14 protein-coding genes and 2 tRNA genes are annotated in these 16262 nt (G+C 59.6%); 1 reads left to right on the top strand and 15 read right to left on the bottom strand.

Annotated elements, in window-relative coordinates; all coding sequences use genetic code 11:
- Nucleotides 1-54: 54 nt before the first annotated feature.
- From DW823_RS04370 to DW823_RS04325, 10 genes are all read right to left on the bottom strand, one after another.
- The gene (locus DW823_RS04370; RefSeq protein WP_118080579.1) at nucleotides 55-666 is read right to left on the bottom strand and encodes a TetR/AcrR family transcriptional regulator; all 612 of its coding nucleotides are present in this window, start codon (nucleotides 664-666) and stop codon (nucleotides 55-57) included.
- Between the two features lie 136 nt (nucleotides 667-802).
- Nucleotides 803-2095 carry a lysylphosphatidylglycerol synthase transmembrane domain-containing protein gene (locus tag DW823_RS04365; RefSeq protein WP_118080577.1) on the bottom strand — a complete coding sequence of 431 codons (1293 nt, stop codon included), beginning with the start codon at nucleotides 2093-2095 and terminating at the stop codon, nucleotides 803-805.
- Nucleotides 2096-2246: 151 nt separating this feature from the next.
- Nucleotides 2247-2323, bottom strand: a tRNA-Glu gene (locus DW823_RS04360).
- A gap of 22 nt (nucleotides 2324-2345) precedes the next feature.
- Nucleotides 2346-2422, bottom strand: a tRNA-Glu gene (locus DW823_RS04355).
- Between the two features lie 153 nt (nucleotides 2423-2575).
- Nucleotides 2576-3970, bottom strand: a complete 1395-nt coding sequence (locus DW823_RS04350) for a CCA tRNA nucleotidyltransferase (RefSeq protein WP_118080575.1) — start codon at nucleotides 3968-3970, stop codon at nucleotides 2576-2578.
- 196 nt (nucleotides 3971-4166) lie between these two features.
- The gene (locus DW823_RS04345; protein WP_022094572.1) at nucleotides 4167-5099 is read right to left on the bottom strand and encodes a 1-phosphofructokinase family hexose kinase; all 933 of its coding nucleotides are present in this window, start codon (nucleotides 5097-5099) and stop codon (nucleotides 4167-4169) included.
- A gap of 189 nt (nucleotides 5100-5288) precedes the next feature.
- Entirely contained in the window at nucleotides 5289-6221 is a 933-nt protein-coding gene (locus DW823_RS04340) for a 1-phosphofructokinase family hexose kinase (protein WP_006233969.1), read from the bottom strand.
- A gap of 74 nt (nucleotides 6222-6295) precedes the next feature.
- Nucleotides 6296-7999, bottom strand: a complete 1704-nt coding sequence (gene ptsP, locus DW823_RS04335) for a phosphoenolpyruvate--protein phosphotransferase (RefSeq protein ID WP_035138206.1) — start codon at nucleotides 7997-7999, stop codon at nucleotides 6296-6298.
- A 133-nt stretch (nucleotides 8000-8132) separates the two neighbouring features.
- Nucleotides 8133-8396, bottom strand: coding sequence for an HPr family phosphocarrier protein (locus DW823_RS04330; RefSeq protein WP_118080573.1), 264 nt, complete (start codon nucleotides 8394-8396; stop codon nucleotides 8133-8135).
- A gap of 526 nt (nucleotides 8397-8922) precedes the next feature.
- A complete protein-coding gene (locus DW823_RS04325) occupies nucleotides 8923-10926 on the bottom strand; it encodes a fructose-specific PTS transporter subunit EIIC (RefSeq protein WP_117769623.1) in 2004 nt (667 codons plus the stop codon).
- Nucleotides 10927-11198: 272 nt separating this feature from the next.
- Between DW823_RS04325 and DW823_RS04320 the strand changes: the two genes are divergently transcribed.
- On the top strand, nucleotides 11199-12056 hold the full coding sequence (locus DW823_RS04320) for a MurR/RpiR family transcriptional regulator (protein ID WP_226790721.1): 858 nt from the start codon (nucleotides 11199-11201) through the stop codon (nucleotides 12054-12056).
- A gap of 59 nt (nucleotides 12057-12115) precedes the next feature.
- Here DW823_RS04320 and DW823_RS04315 read toward each other — a convergent pair whose 3' ends face one another.
- From DW823_RS04315 to nusB, 5 genes are read right to left on the bottom strand one after another with little or no spacing between them, the layout of a single operon-like run.
- Entirely contained in the window at nucleotides 12116-13744 is a 1629-nt protein-coding gene (locus tag DW823_RS04315) for a DNA repair protein RecN (protein WP_118080571.1), read from the bottom strand.
- Nucleotides 13734-14594 carry an NAD(+)/NADH kinase gene (locus DW823_RS04310; protein ID WP_035138200.1) on the bottom strand — a complete coding sequence of 287 codons (861 nt, stop codon included), beginning with the start codon at nucleotides 14592-14594 and terminating at the stop codon, nucleotides 13734-13736. The genes DW823_RS04315 and DW823_RS04310 overlap by 11 nt, the downstream gene beginning before the upstream one ends.
- The gene (locus DW823_RS04305; protein ID WP_233504596.1) at nucleotides 14591-15394 is read right to left on the bottom strand and encodes a TlyA family RNA methyltransferase; all 804 of its coding nucleotides are present in this window, start codon (nucleotides 15392-15394) and stop codon (nucleotides 14591-14593) included. The genes DW823_RS04310 and DW823_RS04305 overlap by 4 nt, the downstream gene beginning before the upstream one ends.
- A gap of 35 nt (nucleotides 15395-15429) precedes the next feature.
- Entirely contained in the window at nucleotides 15430-15669 is a 240-nt protein-coding gene (locus DW823_RS04300; RefSeq protein WP_006233978.1) for an exodeoxyribonuclease VII small subunit, read from the bottom strand.
- Between the two features lie 2 nt (nucleotides 15670-15671).
- Nucleotides 15672-16259: a transcription antitermination factor NusB gene (gene nusB, locus DW823_RS04295; protein WP_117769619.1), complete on the bottom strand. Its 588-nt coding sequence runs from the start codon at nucleotides 16257-16259 to the stop codon at nucleotides 15672-15674.
- Nucleotides 16260-16262 lie beyond the last annotated feature (3 nt).

Genomic DNA, 16262 nt, shown 5'->3' with positions numbered 1-16262 from the left:
CAATTCAGTCCTTATTTCACCGCAACTCAGGGAGGATAAGGCGAGGCGCTAGTGTTATTCGAAACGAGATTCCAGGCTGGATAGGCCATTAAGAGTCAGGTCGTTGGCGACCGCCGAGACGCGCTCGATGGGAACCGAGCCGTCCGACAACGCCCACGTGCGATAGATGCCGATAATGCCGGACAGCAAAAACGCCAGGTAGAAATCGAACATCTCGTCCTTTAGGCCCACGGGCAGCAGATCGCGCTCGGCAATCTCATGCTCGAGCGGCACGCGCAGACGAGCCATAAAGTCGTCGAGCGGAATGTTTTCAATCAACTGGCGATTAAGCACAAGGTTGTTGCACAGTGCCTCGTTAACGGTCTTGAAAAAGGACGCCGCAGCGCCAAGTGCGCGCTCGTTGGTGTCGCCACCCATGGAGGAAAGCGTTTTCTCGACCGAATCGACAATCATCTCAACCACATCGACGGCAATGGCGTCGAGCAAACCGTCGACCGTGCCAAAGTGCACGTAGAAGGTCTTACGGTCGACATTTGCCTCGCGCGCGATAGCGCTCACCGTAATATCGGCCAGGGGCTTTTCCATAAGCAGTCGCTCAAACGCCGAAAGAATCGCATTGCGACTACGGACGATACGACGGTCAAGGCGCGGTTTGGTGGTAGCCATAGACGTGTCCCCTTCATGTCAACAGCCCACCTGTAAGTCCTCTACATGTGGGAGATAATCAACGTAAGAGGATTATCCTACAACTCACATCGCAATGACGAGCGTCATCAAGAACGCACGACTCGCCCACTGAGTCCTAGGGCCGCTTCTTTTTATTGAGCGCCGCCGGGGAAACGCGGATACCGTCGCCAGTCTGACGAACGTAGGTCTTGCGAGCCGGCTTAGAGGCCACAGCAGCCTTTTGAGCACTCTGATTGGGGTCCACGGTAACCTGGTACGCAGGATGCGACTTAACGGGCGCAGAGGGCGTCTGAGGCGTGCGTCCAAGCTTTCGCATCACACGATCCCAGCGCGCATGAATACTCTCGTTGTGAGCGCTCTTAAGGCCCAGCAGTGGGGCAGCCAAAATGGTCGGCGCGATAAAGGTGATCAGACGCCACAGTAGATAGCCGGCAGTAGAGGCCGTGCCAAAAAAGTGACCCAAAAACAGTGCGAAGCCACCCTCGGCGCCACCAGTACCGCCGGGCAGCGGAACGGCGGAGCTCAGCAGCTGGACAAAGGCGCTCGCGGCCATGACCGAGAAAAAGTCAACTTCGTGGTGGCCAAAGGAGAGCATCAAAAAGTACGGAACCAGGTAGAAAAACGCAAGCTGCAGCATAGTGATGACGACCGTGAGCAGCATGGACGAAAAATGACCGGCAGAGAGTTTGAATTTCTCGGAAAACGAGTAGATCTCGCCATCGACAAAGGTGCGCCAGCCCTCGATCTTTGTAGCCGAGACGCCCACGCGCTCGAGCCAATTAATGATGCAATGAGCGACGCGCGTGACGGTCTTGGGCATCAACGCCACGGCAAAGATGCCGAGCAGGATGCAGCAGTGGCCGCCAAAACTAAAGACGCACAGCAGCGTCATGTCGCCATAACGCTCGGCGAAAAACGGCATACGGGCGAGCAGCAGAATGGCACCCCATGCCACCAGGCCAAACTGGTACACGATAAAGCGGGTGAACTGCGTGGCACCTGCCTCGCCCACGTTTTGGCCGGCTTTGGTCAGGCGGTAAATCTGGGCAGGCGTAGAGCCCATCATCATGGGCGTCAAGTTGCCAAAGAAGATTCCGCTCGCCTCGACCGAAATGAGGTCGCGGATGCCGACGGGCGAATCGGGGTCGAGCCAAACGGCAATTGCGTACGCCACGATGCCAAAAACAAGATACAGAAACATACAAAAGCATGCAGCAAAGAGCCAGGGCATCTGAACGCTGGACATAGCGGCCCAAAACTGCCCCATCTGCCCGGTCACGACCAGATAGACGATGTAGCCGATTAGCACAACGCCGATGAAGATAGCGCCGCGACGCGCGCTCTTGTTGTCATCGCCGCCAGAAACCTCGACCTGGGGCTTTGGGCTATGCTGAGAGGACTCCGTCATGAGGCTCCTTCTGACCGTCAAAGTACCTGGCTTATTGTACCCGTATGGGAGATGAGCAAAACGTAAAGCTATGAGGCAAATGGGATTAACAGACCAGACCACTTGCAATAAAAAACCCGGCCTTCTTACGAAAGACCGGGTATCTAAAACATGGTAGCCCGTACCAGATTCGAACTGGTGATCTCCGCCTTGAGAGGGCGGCGTCCTAAACCGCTAGACGAACGGGCCATAAGCGTCAGCAGAAAAGAAGTGGTAGCCCGTACCAGATTCGAACTGGTGATCTCCGCCTTGAGAGGGCGGCGTCCTAAACCGCTAGACGAACGGGCCACATGACATCTGCACTGCCGTGCTGCGAGGAGATATATTACGGGACAAAAAACGCGAGCGCAAGAAGAAATTCCAAATTGCTCAGATTTTGTCGTGAGGTTATGGAAAGCGCAGGTCAATTAGGTAGCCCATTTGGGACGAACCAAAGGATGTTTATCCCAGGTGCAGATGGGCCAGAAGGGCTTCGCGCTCGTTGGGAACATTGTCCTCGATCACAGCGTCGAGGGCGGCGTTGAGCAGCTGCCCCAACTCCGGCCCGGGCTTGACGCCAGCGCGGATCAAGTCGCCCCCGTTGATGGCAAGCATCTTGAGCGTATAGGGCTCCCCCGCCTCAAGCAGGTTGTGGGCGAGCGAACGCATCTCCTCGATCGTCTCGACGTAATAGAAGCACGACGGCGCCTTGCCCAGCGTATCGGCACGTTTAAGGTCCATGAGCTCGTCAATCAGGCGCGGCGTGTCGACGCACTCGCCCGAAAGCGCGCGCATCATATTGAGCAGGCAGGATCGCTCGGGACGCAGCGGCTTGTCATGGTACTTGATTAGCAGGCACACGTCGCGAATCAAATCGTGCGAAAGCGCCAGACGATCCATAATGGCGCGCGCCTTCTTGGCGCCAAGCTCGGGATGACCGTAGAAATGGCCGCTGCCCGCATGGTCGACCGTAAAGCAATCAGGCTTGGAGACGTCGTGCAAAAACGCTGCCCACATTAAGCTCGGCGAAGGCTCCACGCCATCACACAGTGCCAACTCCCCCGCTACCGTCAACACGCGAGCGATATGCTCGTAGACATTAAAGGCATGATAGACGCTGCACTGGTCAAAGCCCCTTCCCGCAGCAAGCTCGGGCACGGCGGCGCAAATAAGCTCGGGGTAGCGCAGCATCGCGTCTCCCCCATGACCGGTCGAAAGAATGCCTTCGAGCTCAATGCCCACGCGCTCGCGTGCCACGGCATCGAGCAGCGGCGAGCACTCGGCAAGCGCCTGTTTGGTCTTAGGCTCGATCATAAAATCCAGACGGCAGGCAAAACGCACCGCGCGCAGCATGCGAAGCGCGTCCTCGTTAAAGCGACGCTTAGGATCTCCGACGGCACGGATAAGTTTACGCTCAAGGTCGCCTTGGCCATCGTAGCGGTCGACAAGACCACGATCGGGATGCCAAGCCATGGCATTAACGGTAAAGTCACGGCGCGCCAGATCGTCCTCAAGCGAAGCCGCACGCTCCACACTCTGGGGATGGCGGCCATCGGTGTAAAAACCGTCCAAGCGATACGTCGTGACCTCAATGCGCTCGCCATCGCAAATGGCCGTGATGCCGCCAAATTTAATGCCCGACTCAACTACCGCAATGTCAACGGCCTCGAGTGCCGCTTTGGACTCCTGCCACAGGCCGCTGCAACACATGTCCACATCGTGGCTAGGACGTCCCATCAGTGCGTCACGTACCCAACCGCCCACGAACCAGGCCTCAAGACCAGCATCCTCAAGCGCACGTAGCACACGCAGGGAGGCATCTGAGGGCTGCGTACCGTTGAGCGAAACATTGCACATAGCTATGGCCTCCTGCGCCTGCAAACATTAATCGATGGTTCTCAAGAAGTCTAACAAGAAACGAGAAAGCGCGCACACGCAATCGCGTCATCGATTAGATAAAACGTGACAGCAGACGCCACATACGTTCAGCGCGCAAAAAAACACCCGCCTTGGTAATCCAAAGCGGGTGTTCGGCAACGACGTATCGATGCTGCTAGCAGACCTGGCGAACCTCGATGTGCTTCTTATATTCGTCCACCTTGGCAAAATCGCCCAGACCGGGGCACTCGACCACATTGGCGCCGGTAGCCATCGAAAGGCGCAGGGCGTCCTCGACTCGCTCGGGAGCGTCGTGCCATACGGACAGGAAGGCAGCGAGCGAGGAATCGCCGGCGCACACCGTCGACAGCAGCTTGACGTCGAAGGTGCGATTGGCAAACCAGATGTGCTCGCCGTTGGAGAAGTACGCACCGGCGCCACCGAGGGTCAGCAGCACGTTCTTGGCGCCCTTGGCGTGCAGCTCGGCCATAGCGCCCTTGACGGACTCATCGTCGCCACCGCTCACCTTAATGCCAAAGATGTCGAGCAGCTCGTCGTCATTGGGCTTGATCAGCAGCGGCTCCATGGCAATGAGGTCTGCCAGCTGATGGCTCGAGATGTCGAGGACGAACTCGGCCCCCTTGGCCTTGACACGGCGCAGGACCTCGGCCAGGAAGCCCTCGGAAGTGTTGGGAGGCAGCGAGCCGCTGATGACCAGGCAGGTCATGTCATCGAGTGAATCGATGAGCTCAAACATCTCCTGCTCGTTGGCCTCGTTGATGGCGGCACCGGCGTTGACCATGTTGTACTCGGTGTCGGGTCCGGCATTGAGGAACACGTTGACGCGCGTGATGCCGTCGGTCCACACGGGCTTGACGGGCACGCCCAGGGCCTCGGCGCCCTTGACGATGAACTCACCCGAGAAACCGGCGAAAAAGCCCAGAATCGTGGTGTCGACACCGTAGTGATCGAGGGTGAACGAGACGTTGAGACCCTTGCCGTTGGGCGTGTAGACGGCGTTACGGGTACGCGTGACGGTGTTGGCAGCAAGGCCGTCGCAGGCGATGTTGTAGTCAATGGCGGGATTTGCAGTGAGCGTGTAAATCATGAATGTTCCTTTCACGAAGCAACGTGTTGATGAAAGTATATTCCACCCATCGGTAAAAGGCTAGGACAACTCGGTGAACGGTGTGGAAGCGATGAAGTACGGCAGAACATCTCTCTCCAATGACGGAACAAAAAAGGCGCCCCAGCCGAAACCGGGGCGCCGCATGCGCACGAATATGTCGCGTTTCGATTACTGACGATCGAGCTTGCGGACAGCAACGCGCTTGCTGTACTCGTCGACGTGACCGAAGTCGCCGATGCCGACGGACTCGGCAACGTTGGCGCCGGTGGCCATAGCGAGCTTCATGGCCTCCTCGACGTTGTCGCGATCCCTGTACCACTTGTGCAGGAACGCAGCGAGGGTGCAGTCGCCGGCGCAGACGGAAGAGACAAGCTTGATGTTGAACTCACGCTTGGCGTACCAGATGTCCTCGCCGTTGGAGAAGTAAGCGTCGCCGCGGCTACCACGGGTGAGCAGCACGTTCTGAACGCCAGCGTCGTGAGCCATCTTCATGGCAACGCGAACCTCGTCGTCGGTGTCGACCGGCACGCCGAAGATGGCCTTCATCTCGTGATGGTTCGGCTTGATGAGCAGCGGCTTCTTGTGAGCGAGCTCCTTGAGCTTATCGGAGGACAGGTCCAGGACGACGTCGGCGCCACGAGCCTGAGCGTGCTCCATGACCTGAGCCAGGAAGTCAGGCGTAGCTTTGGGAGGCACGGAGCCGGAAACGATCAGGCACTCGAGATCGCCCGCGGTGTCCAGGATGTTGTAGAGCTCCTCCTGGTGCTGCGGCGTGATCGGAGCACCCGGGTTCAGGATGCCGTACTCGTGCTGGCCATCGTTGACGTAGGTGTTAATGCGCGTGATACCGTCGGTCCAGACCGGGCGGCAGAGGCAACCCAGGTTCATGACCTCCTCGACGATGAACTTGCCCGTGAAGCCAGCGAAGAAGCCGAGCGCGACGGTGTCGACGCCCATCTTCTTAAAGGCGAAGGACACGTCGAGGCCCTTGCCGTTAGCCGTGTAGCTGGCCGAGCCGGTGCGGACGTTCTCGTCGGGCTCGAGCGGAGAACTCGAAACCGTCATGTCGACAGCCGGGTTAGCAGTTAGCGTGTAGAACATTTACAGTACCCCCTGTATATGTGAGGGCCGCGTGGCCGGCCCATTCCAACCACGCGGTTACCTCTGATACCAAATTAACGAGCTGCGGACTCGAGCAGTGCCTTGACCTCGGCGGCAGTGTTGCAGGCGAGCGCCTTTTCGGCGAGCTCGTCGCACTCGGCCTTGGTCCACTGGCTGATGGTCTTGCGGGCGCGCAGGATCGACGGAGCGCTCATCGAGAACTCCTCCAGGCCCCAGCTGATCAGCAGCGGCTCGAGCAGCGGATCGGCAGCGGCCTCGCCGCACATACCGACCATGATGCCGGCCTTCACGCCGCTCTCGATGATGTTCTTGAGCGAGCGGAGCACGGCGGGATAGTAAACCTGGTACAGGTTGGAGATGGTGTCGTTACCACGGTCGGCGCACATGGTGTAGCCGATCAGGTCGTTGGTGCCGATGGAGAAGAAGTCGGCAACCTCGGCCAGACGGTCTGCGAGCAACGAAGCGGCGGGCGTCTCGACCATGATGCCGACCTCGATGTTCTCGTTGAACTTGCGACCCTCTTCGGTCAGCTCGGCCTTACACTGCTCGACGAGCTCCTTGACAGCCAAGACCTCCTCGACGCAGGTGACGAGCGGGATCATGATCTTGACGTCACCGAAGGCGCTAGCGCGCAGCAGAGCGCGGAGCTGGACCTTGTACTGGTCGGGATTGGCCAGGCAGTAACGCACGGCGCGGAAGCCCATGAAGGGGTTGTCTTCCTTGACCATATGCAGATACGGGATCTCCTTGTCGCCACCCACATCGAGTGTGCGGATGATGACCGGAGCACCCTTGAGCGCGCTGGCGACCTTACGGTAGGCGTTGAACTGCTCCTCCTCGGAAGGAAGCTCAGCAGAGTCCATGAACAGGAACTCGGAGCGGAACAGACCGATGGCCTCGGCGTCGTGATCGAGCGCGTTGGGCACGTCATCGGGGTTACCGATGTTGCAGGCGATGATCTTCTTGATGCCATCGGCAGTCACGGACGGCTTGCCACGGAAGGCCTCGAGGGCTGCCTTCTCGGCAGCGAAGGCCTCGGCCTTGGCGGTGTAGGCAGCGAGCGTCTCCTCGTCGGGATCGGCCTCAACGATACCCTTGCCGCCGTCGACGACAACGGTCATACCGTTGCGCAGCGCGGTGCAGCTGTTGGAAACCGAAAGGACAGCCGGGATCTCAAGGGCGCGCGCAATGATCGCGGAGTGCGACGTGCGGCCACCGGTCTCGGTGACGATACCGGCAACGTGGGCCTTATCGATCGTGGCGGTCATGGACGGCGTGAGGTCGTGCACGACAACGACGGTGTTCTCAGGCAGGACGGAGAGGTCGACGACCTCCTTGCCCAGCAGCTCGGCCAGAATACCGGTGCGGATGTCGGCGATGTCGGCCGCGCGCAGACGGAACATCTCGTCGTCCATGGACAGGAACATGTTCTCGAACATGGTCGAGGTGTCCATGAGCGCCTGCTCGGCGCAGGTACCGCCGTCAATGGCGGCGTTGATGGCGTCAGTCATGCCCGGGTCCTGAGCCAGGACAATGTGTCCGCTCATGATCTCGGCCTCGGCCTCGCCCACCGTCTCCTTCATATGGTCGGCCTGAGCCTGGGTCTTCTCGCAGAAGACCGAAAGAGCGGACTGATAGCGCTCCTTCTCTGCTGCCGAATCAGCAACCTCGTGCGGCTCAAACGTCAAGTCGGGATCGACGGCGACCATGACGGTGCCGATACCGATGCCCTCGGAAGCGTTGACTCCCTGATACATTCCCATTCCTCTCTCCGTGTCATGTGATAAAGCGTTTTGCCATATCCATGACAAAAGAGCGCAGCTACCTTACAACAGGTCACTGCGCCCCCAAATATGAACTTAGTTGTTCAACATGCGACCCGTTTGAGTTCTACTCGCCAAGACCGCTCTTGATGAGCTCGATGGCAGCAGCCAGAGCCTCGGCCTCGTCAGCGCCGTCGCACTTGACCTCGACCTCAGTGCCGCAGGGGATACCAGCAGCCATGAGGGCCATCGGGGACTTGCCGTTGACCTCCTTCTCGGGGGTAACGACCGTCACGTCACAGGCGTACTCGCCCATGGTGGAGGCGAACAGACCAGCCGGACGCATGTGCAGACCCTGAGGATTAACGAGGGTAGCCTTCTCAGAAACCATAGTTGACTCCTTTTTGTGTTTAACCCCTGTCATGCATGTGGCAGGAGTCAGATTCACGACGTTGTTTATATTAACTCACATCAAACGGTTTTTCATTGTGTTTCACACGAATTGTTGGACAGATGTCGTATCCCTGCGCTCGCCCGCCCGGCGGGGCGATTAAGTTTGCTGCTCTACAGTCCTGCGCAAGACGGAAAGCACATTAAGTGCTTTCCTTTGCGTGCGGAACTCGCGACAAACTTAATCGCCCCGCCGGGCGGGCGAGCTGCGGAAACTCGGTCGATCCAAAGTAATATCGTGCGAACGGAATTCTGGCTGATGAACTGTTCGCGACAAAGACTTGATAGGTAGCCCCCTCTATACCCTTTTATAGGTTGCGGTGAAATAGGGACTGATTTTGCGGTTGAAACGTTTAAACAGTCCTTATTTTACCGCAAGTTAGAAGAAGGGGCATGAAAAAGGCGGAGGCCCTGGAAAGGGACTCCGCCTTTGTTACAGGGGGCGATGGTATTCGCGTGTTGCGGGATTAGACCAGGCGGGCGTTGATCGTCTTGGCGATCTCGGCGGCGTCGGTGGAACCCTTGACGGTGGCACGGAAGTCCTCGTCCATGAGCGCCTCGGCGACCTTGGACAGGATCTTGAGGTGCGTAGTGCCGGCCTGGGCACCGGGGATGAGCAGGGCGATAGCCACGTTGACGGGAGCGCCGTCCATGGTGTCCCAACCGGTCACGCCGGACTCGTCCTTGACGACGATGACGGCAGCCTCGGTAATGGCGTCGGACTTGGCATGCGGGATGGCGAAGCCCTCCATCATGCCCGTGGTGCCCTCGGCCTCGCGGGCCAGGAAGGCGTTCATCACGGCGTCGGCGTCGCTTGCGATACCGGCCTTGACGGCCTGGTTGGAAACGAAGCTCAGAGCCTCGTCACGAGAAGCGAAGTCCTCGGCGACAAAGACATTCTCGACCTTCACGAAGTCGGCAGCCTCGGCCTTGGGGGCCTCGACGGCAGCGGCCTTGGGAGCCTCAACCGGCTTGGCTGCAGGAGCGGCCTTCTGGTTCTTCTCGAAGTCGTACTTCTTGAAGGCCACGAACAGGATGCCACCGACCACAGCGCCGATGAGGATCGCGAGGACCCAAAGCGGACCGTTCTCGACAACGGGCAGGACCAGGAAGCCACCGTGAGGCGCCGGATCGTGAACGTTGAACATAATAGTCAGGATCGAAGCGATAGAGGAGCCGAGCATCATGATGGGCATAACGGGCCAGATGTTCTTGGTCATGAACGGAATGGCGCCCTCGGTGATGTGGGTGCAACCAAGGATGAGGTTGACGACACCGGCGTCGTGATCCTCCTGGCTGAAGTACTTCTTGCCGACAACGACGGCAAAGGTGGTGATCAGCGGCGGAACGATGCAGGCGGCGGAGACGGCAGCCATGAAGTTGGTGCCGAAGTTGTAGGTATCGGTGCCAACACCAGCAGCCAGTGCCTCGGTGAGCATAGCGGTACCGGTGACGTAAGCAGCCTTGTTGACCGGGCCGCCCATGTCAAAGGCGCACATGCAACCAATGGCAAGACCCAGGACAACGGCGCCAGAGGCGGACAGGCCCTTGAGGAAGTCCATCATGGCGGTGTTGATGGCAGCCATGGGGCCGGAAATGCCGAGCATGACCAGGCCGACGATAGCCGTCGAGAACAGCGGGTACAGGAAGATGGCCTTGAGGCCGTCCAGGTTCTTGGGCAGACCGGCAAAGACCTTCTCGAGCAGCAGGATGACATAGCCGGCGAGGAAGCCGCCGACGATGCCGCCCAGGAAGCCAAAGCCCACGCCGGCGCCACCGGCGTCGATCATACCGGTCTCGGCGTTAACAGGCAGGCCCTGGATGGCGATCATACCGGCAACAAAGCCGGGGACGAGCGCCGGGCGCTTGCCGATGGATTCGGCGATGTAGGCAGAAAGCACCGGAACCATAAGGTTCATGGCGATGCCGCCGATGATCTTGAGCATCGCAGCAAAGCTGTTGTAGTCAGACGCCGTCGAATCGAAGGACGTAATGCCCCACAGGAACGAAACGGCGGTCAGAACACCACCGGCAACGACGAAGACCAGCATATGGCTGACGCCGTTCATGAGGTGCTTATAGATGACGTGGCCGATGGACTCCTTCTCCTCGACCTCATCCTCGATGTCGGCAGCAGCTGCAACCGTGTCGTCACCCTTGGCGGCGAGCGCGCGGTCAATCAGCTTACCGGCGGCCTCAACGGACAGGGCCTTGGAAACACCAACGGAAACCATGGGCTTGCCGGCGAAACGCTCAGCCTGGACATCCTTGTCGGCTGCGACGACGACGGCCTTGGCACCAGCGATCTCACTCTTGGTGAGCTCGTTCTCGACACCGACCTGGCCATGAGTCTCAACCTTAATGGTCAGACCGCGCTCGGCAGCTGCCTTCTCCAGCGCCTCCTTAGCCATGAAGGTGTGCGCAATGCCGGTCGGGCAACCGGTGGCGGCGATGATGTCAAACTTAGCCATGTGTCCCTCCTTCTTGAGTACAGCGCCCGCGGGCGCTCCCCTACACGCGCTTCGATGCGCGTTTTTCCACAACTGAAAGATACCAACCTACCGTCCGCGTGAGAAGAGACAAGGTGCAATTCTCCGGTGAAAGGTTCTTTCATAACCGTAAACGGTAGGTGAAAGTTTACCATCAACACTTGAAACGGCAAGGTGTATCTTGTAATTGGAAATGCCCGTATACTATGGCATTGCAAATCAAATTTGATTTTCATGCCAACCAGGAGCCATCCATGACCGATAGTAGCAAGAGCGCACTTTCCCTCATAAGCACCCATCAGGGATACAGCGAGTCCGAGCAGCGCATTGTCGACTATATATTGGAGCACCAGTCCGAGGCGCCGCGCCTCACGGCCGCTCAGCTCTCGCGCGCCGCCGCCACGTCCGAGGCGACCGTTTCGCGCTTCTGCCGCAAACTTGGCTTTGGCAGCTTCCGCAGCTTTCAGTTTTCGTTGGCGAGGGATTTGGAAAGCCAGCGCAACGAGGGCCTGACTGACGAGGTCTCGCTCGATAATATGGAGCAGAGCCTCAAGAACATCCTGGCTGCCAAGGTGAGCGAGCTTAATGCGACCATCGACGGGATCGACCACGATACGCTGGCGGCTGTTGTGCATGCCCTTAAGCATGCAGGGGTTATTGAGTTTGCAGCTGTGGGCAATACGAACGCGGTCGCGCTCGATGCGACGTTTAAGTTTTCGCAGCTGGGCCTGCGTTGCATGGCGAGCACCATTAGCGAGACATCAATCGGCTTTGCGCTCACGTTACGACCGGGTGACGTCATCGTGCTAATCTCAAACTCCGGCAAATCGCGCCGATTGAATCGTATGGCAAAAGCGGCTCGCAACTGCGGCGCAACCGTAGTCGTCATAAGCAGCGACAGCAAATCCCCGCTCGCGCGTCTGGCAGACTACACTTTTAATACCGTCAACCACGAAGCGCTGCTGACGACAGGCGACTTTGCGTTCTCTAAGATCAGTGCCACGATGATCATCGAAGTCATCTACAACTTCCTGCTGCCCGAGATTGAAGACGCTCGCGAACATATCAGCTACTACGAGGAGCTCATCCAGCCGGATAAGGTCGTTGAGTAAAACGCGTAGTGGGACAAAAATTTCAGTCTATTTTGTCCCATCAACACCGCTAATACGACCTAACCTCGAGCTTCTTTGAGCATCTGCTTTGCGTGGGCCAAGCTTGCCTCCGATTGATCGCCGCTCAACATGCGGGCGATCTCGGCGGTACGCGCTTCGCCGGTCACCTCGTCCAAATGCGTCTGGGGAACATCGCCCGGTTCCTTACTGACAACATAATGTTTGTCGGCCATGACGGCGACCTGCGCCAAGTGGGTTACGACAATCACCTGATGCGTAGCGGCGAGATCTGCCAGCACGCCCGCGAGAGCACGCGCCGTGGAGCCACCGACACCAGCATCGACCTCGTCAAACACCAGCGTATCGACACCGTCCGCGTTACCGAGGACAACCTTGCTTGCCAGCATGACGCGGCTGAGCTCGCCGCCCGACGCAATTCGACGCAGGGGACGCGGCGTCAAACCGGCACCGCTGCGGTATAGCAGCTCGTAGCTCGAAGGACCAACGGGCGTCCACTCAGCACGCGGAAGATCGCGCGACTCCCAGACGAGCTCGGCGCCACCCATCTCCAGGCGCGCCATCTGACGGCCGACCTCGTGGCAAAAGCGCGGGGCTGCGGTATTCCGCGCGCGCTTAAGTGCCTTGGCGGCGGCAAACAACTCGCGCTCGGCGCTCCCGAGTGCCTCACGCGCCTTTTTGATCTGTTCATCGCCATCATCGACCAGAGACAGCAACTCTTGTGAGCGTTCGCGCATGGCAAAAACATCGTCCATGGTGGGACCCCACTGACGCAACAGGCCCTTGAGGTCGGAATACCGCTCACGCATGCGAGCGAGCTCGCGCGGGTCGAAGGCGACGCCATCACGATAGGCACGAAGCTCGTTCGCGCAATCCTCAAGGGAGATACAGGCATTCGAAAGTGCGTCGGCGATGTCACCCAGTTTACGATCGACGGTAGCCATGCGCGACAGTTCTGCCACGGCGCCGTTCACGGCATCGAGCGCTCCCCCTTCGGCAGCAAGCGATGCATGGGCATCATTAGCCGTGGCAACCAGTACCTCGGCATGTTCGGAGCGCGGCAGCAGTTGTTCGAGTTCCTCATACTCACCCGGCCTGGGGTCGACCTCGGCAATGCGCTCCAGGGCGAAGCGCGCCTCCTCGACACGACTCCCCTGCGCACGCGAGGCCTCTTCGACACGCCGAACCTCCTTGGCGGCAGCGCGCGATGCCTTAAAGCAGGCGCGGTACACATCCAGCGCCTCGAGCGCAGAGCGCCCCGCCCACGCATCGACCATCGCAACGTGATGCGCCGGATCGAGCAAGCGCTGGTGCTCGTGCTGGCCGCACAGATCCATCATCACGCCAACGCACTCCGAAAGCTCGCGCACACTGGCGATGCGGCCGTCAATCTTCACGCGGCTGCGGCCCTCGGCAGAAAGGCTGCGCTGGACCGTGAAGCCCTCCGTGTCGTGCGGGCCGTCAAACAGGCGTGCCTCGACGCTCGCCAGCGTCTCGCCCTCGCGCACCGTCGACGAATCCGCGCGCTCGCCCAAAATAAGCTTGAGGGCCGAGAGCAGCGCGGTCTTGCCGGCGCCGGTCTCGCCAGTCAGGACAGTCAGGCCGGCACTCGGAACCAACGTCGCCTCGCGAATGAGCGCGATGTTGGAAACCTGCAGCTCATCGATCATGACGGACTCCGTAGAATACGCGGCTCACCGAGTTATAGAAGCTCTCGGGGCCGTAATCGAGCAGCAGCACATCGCCGGGGCCTCGGCGCACGGCCACGCTCTCGACCGTGCCGTCGCAGGTAATAAACTGTCCATCGATAGCGATCGCCGGAACGCTCGGACGATCATCGGACATAAAGATTTCGACGACATCACTCGGCGAAGTCAAGAAGGCACGGGCCTGAATGGTGTGCGGCGCAATGGGTACGCAGACCATGCCCGTATAGTCGGGGCTCACGATGGGGCCACCGGCACTGAGTGCGTAACCCGTAGAACCAGTCGCCGTGGACACGACCACGCCGTCGCCACGCAGTCGATCGATATGGTGGCCCGACACCGTGATGTCGAACTCGACCATATCGGACAGCGGACCGCGGGTAAGCGCCATGTCGTTGAGGGCGAAGGTGCGCACGACATCCTTCGTACCGTCTTCGCGCACGGACACGATATCCGCAGCGATGGTGGCGCGACGGCTCACGTGCAGCTCGCCGGAAAGGGCGTCGCTCACGACCTGCAGAATGTCGCGCTCCTCGGGGCTCGCAGCAGTTAAAAAGCCCAGGTGACCATAGGAAAGACCGAGGATAGGAATCTCGCGATGGTTGAGGATGCGGGCAGCGCGCAGCAGCGTGCCGTCGCCGCCGAGCGTAATGACCAGATCGGAGCCGTCAATATCAGGCGTGCTTTGAATCTTCGATCGCTGGTCGGCAGCCCATGCGACCTCATAGCCCTGGCGCGTCAGCCAAAGCTCGAGCATCAGGCCGCTCTCGACCGCCTCTTGCTTGTAGTAATTGGGAACCAGAAAGACCTTCATAGCGTTGCAGCTTTCTCGCTCAAAACCGATACCTGGGATTGCAGCTCGTCTTGCGTGCGGTCGCCGGGGTCAAATCTCGTGCCGTACAGGAAAAACTCAACGTTGCCCTTGGCACCATGAATGGGTGACACGCACACATCGACCGGGAACAGGCCCTTGGCAGCAAAGAGCTCAACCGCCGCCACGAGTGTATCGCATCGCACGGCGGGATCGGTCACAATGCCGCCCTCGCCCACCAACGCCGCCGGAGCCTCAAACTGCGGCTTTACGAGTGTGCAGAATGCACCCGTAGGCGCCAGGCACGCCAGCACCGCATCGATAATGTTCGCGATGCTGGTAAACGAGACATCACACACAGCCAGGTCGATGGCGCCGGCATAGCCAAGCTCAGGCAGCTGCGTCACGTTTGTGCGCTCATGCAGCGTCACGCGATCGTCCTGACGTAACGACCAATCGAACTGGGCGCGACCAACGTCCACCGAGACAACGGTCGCAGCTCCGCGCTTGAGCAGGCAATCGGTAAAGCCGCCGGTAGAGCAGCCCACATCCAGACAGGCAAGGCCCGTCGGATTGATACCAAACGTATCAAGCGCGCCTTCGAGCTTAAGACCGCCGCGGCCAACATAGGGAATGCGCCCCTTCACGTGCAACGGCAGGCCCGGGGTCACCTTAAGGCCCGGCGAAGTCAAGCGCTCGCCGCCACTCGAGACCAAGCCAGCCATAAGAGTGCGAAGGGCATCCGCGCGATCGGCGCAGATGCCCTGTGAAATCAGTTCGTCATCAAGACGCACGCGTTTCATGAATGCCATCAACCATTCGTATCCGGAGATGCGGCCTAGCTATCCTGGGATTCGTTTGCCGCATCCTCATCGTATTCCTGCTCGAGCTTGTCGGCCTCACGCGGCGTCAGCTCAAACTTGTCGACCATGTCGACCGCACGGGAGCCCAGCTCAATCGCCTCGTCAAACAGATCGAGCGAACGCTCCAAGGAGGTATCCTTGGAGCGAACGGTAGCGATGATCTGATCCAAACGGTCCGAGATCTCGTCAAAGTTGCGGACAGAACCCTCTGGCATGACTACTCCTCGACGGAGTCGGCCTCGACGGCCTCAGCAGCGTCCGCGCCCTCGGCCAGCACGCCAGCCTCGGCCTGAGCAGCTGCAACCTTTGCGGCAGCCTCGGCAGCCTGTGCCTCCTCGCGAGCGCGATCTTCGGCCAGCAGTTCTTGGTACAGGTCCTCGCCCGGCAGCTCCTCGCTGCGAGCGATCTTGCCCAGCACGCCGTTGACGAACGACGCGGACTGGTCGGTGCCATAGGCCTTAGCAAGCTCGACGGCCTCGTTGATCACGATGGCGTCCGAGACCTCCTCGTCGGTGAGGAAACGCATCTCGTAAACGGCGATACGCAGCAGATTGCGGTCGGCGCCGGGCATGCGCATAAGATCCCAGTTCTTGGCAACGGAACGCAGAGCGCAGTCGATGCGGTCGATATGCTCGTAGGCACCGCGGCACAGCTCCAGCGCATAGGGGTCGAGGGGACCCTTCGAAATCAGGAAATCACCCTCGAGGACGCGCTCGAGCGGGCTGTCCGTGGCCTCGGCCTGGAACAGCAGCTGCAGCGCCTGACTGCGGGCAAGCGTACGCCCGCGATAAACCTTAAGGCTCAAAGG

Source organism: Collinsella sp. AM34-10 (assembly GCF_003469185.1).
Taxonomy (GTDB): Bacteria; Actinomycetota; Coriobacteriia; order Coriobacteriales; family Coriobacteriaceae; genus Collinsella.
Note: the sequence above shows the minus strand (reverse complement) of the source record. Positions and strands in the feature narration are given on the sequence as shown.

Coding starts and splice junctions, on each gene's coding strand:
- DW823_RS04345 (WP_022094572.1), bottom strand. CDS start 5,099: ATGATTTACACGCTCACTGCAAATCCCGCCATTGACTACAACATCGCC.
- DW823_RS04305 (WP_233504596.1), bottom strand. CDS start 15,394: ATGAAACGCGTGCGTCTTGATGACGAACTGATTTCACAGGGCATCTGC.
- DW823_RS04365 (WP_118080577.1), bottom strand. CDS start 2,095: ATGACGGAGTCCTCTCAGCATAGCCCAAAGCCCCAGGTCGAGGTTTCT.
- DW823_RS04340 (WP_006233969.1), bottom strand. CDS start 6,221: ATGTTCTACACGCTAACTGCTAACCCGGCTGTCGACATGACGGTTTCG.
- DW823_RS04325 (WP_117769623.1), bottom strand. CDS start 10,926: ATGGCTAAGTTTGACATCATCGCCGCCACCGGTTGCCCGACCGGCATT.
- DW823_RS04320 (WP_226790721.1), top strand. CDS start 11,199: ATGACCGATAGTAGCAAGAGCGCACTTTCCCTCATAAGCACCCATCAG.
- DW823_RS04310 (WP_035138200.1), bottom strand. CDS start 14,594: ATGAAGGTCTTTCTGGTTCCCAATTACTACAAGCAAGAGGCGGTCGAG.
- ptsP (WP_035138206.1), bottom strand. CDS start 7,999: ATGTATCAGGGAGTCAACGCTTCCGAGGGCATCGGTATCGGCACCGTC.
- DW823_RS04350 (WP_118080575.1), bottom strand. CDS start 3,970: ATGTGCAATGTTTCGCTCAACGGTACGCAGCCCTCAGATGCCTCCCTG.
- DW823_RS04370 (WP_118080579.1), bottom strand. CDS start 666: ATGGCTACCACCAAACCGCGCCTTGACCGTCGTATCGTCCGTAGTCGC.
- DW823_RS04300 (WP_006233978.1), bottom strand. CDS start 15,669: ATGCCAGAGGGTTCTGTCCGCAACTTTGACGAGATCTCGGACCGTTTG.
- DW823_RS04315 (WP_118080571.1), bottom strand. CDS start 13,744: ATGATCGATGAGCTGCAGGTTTCCAACATCGCGCTCATTCGCGAGGCG.
- DW823_RS04330 (WP_118080573.1), bottom strand. CDS start 8,396: ATGGTTTCTGAGAAGGCTACCCTCGTTAATCCTCAGGGTCTGCACATG.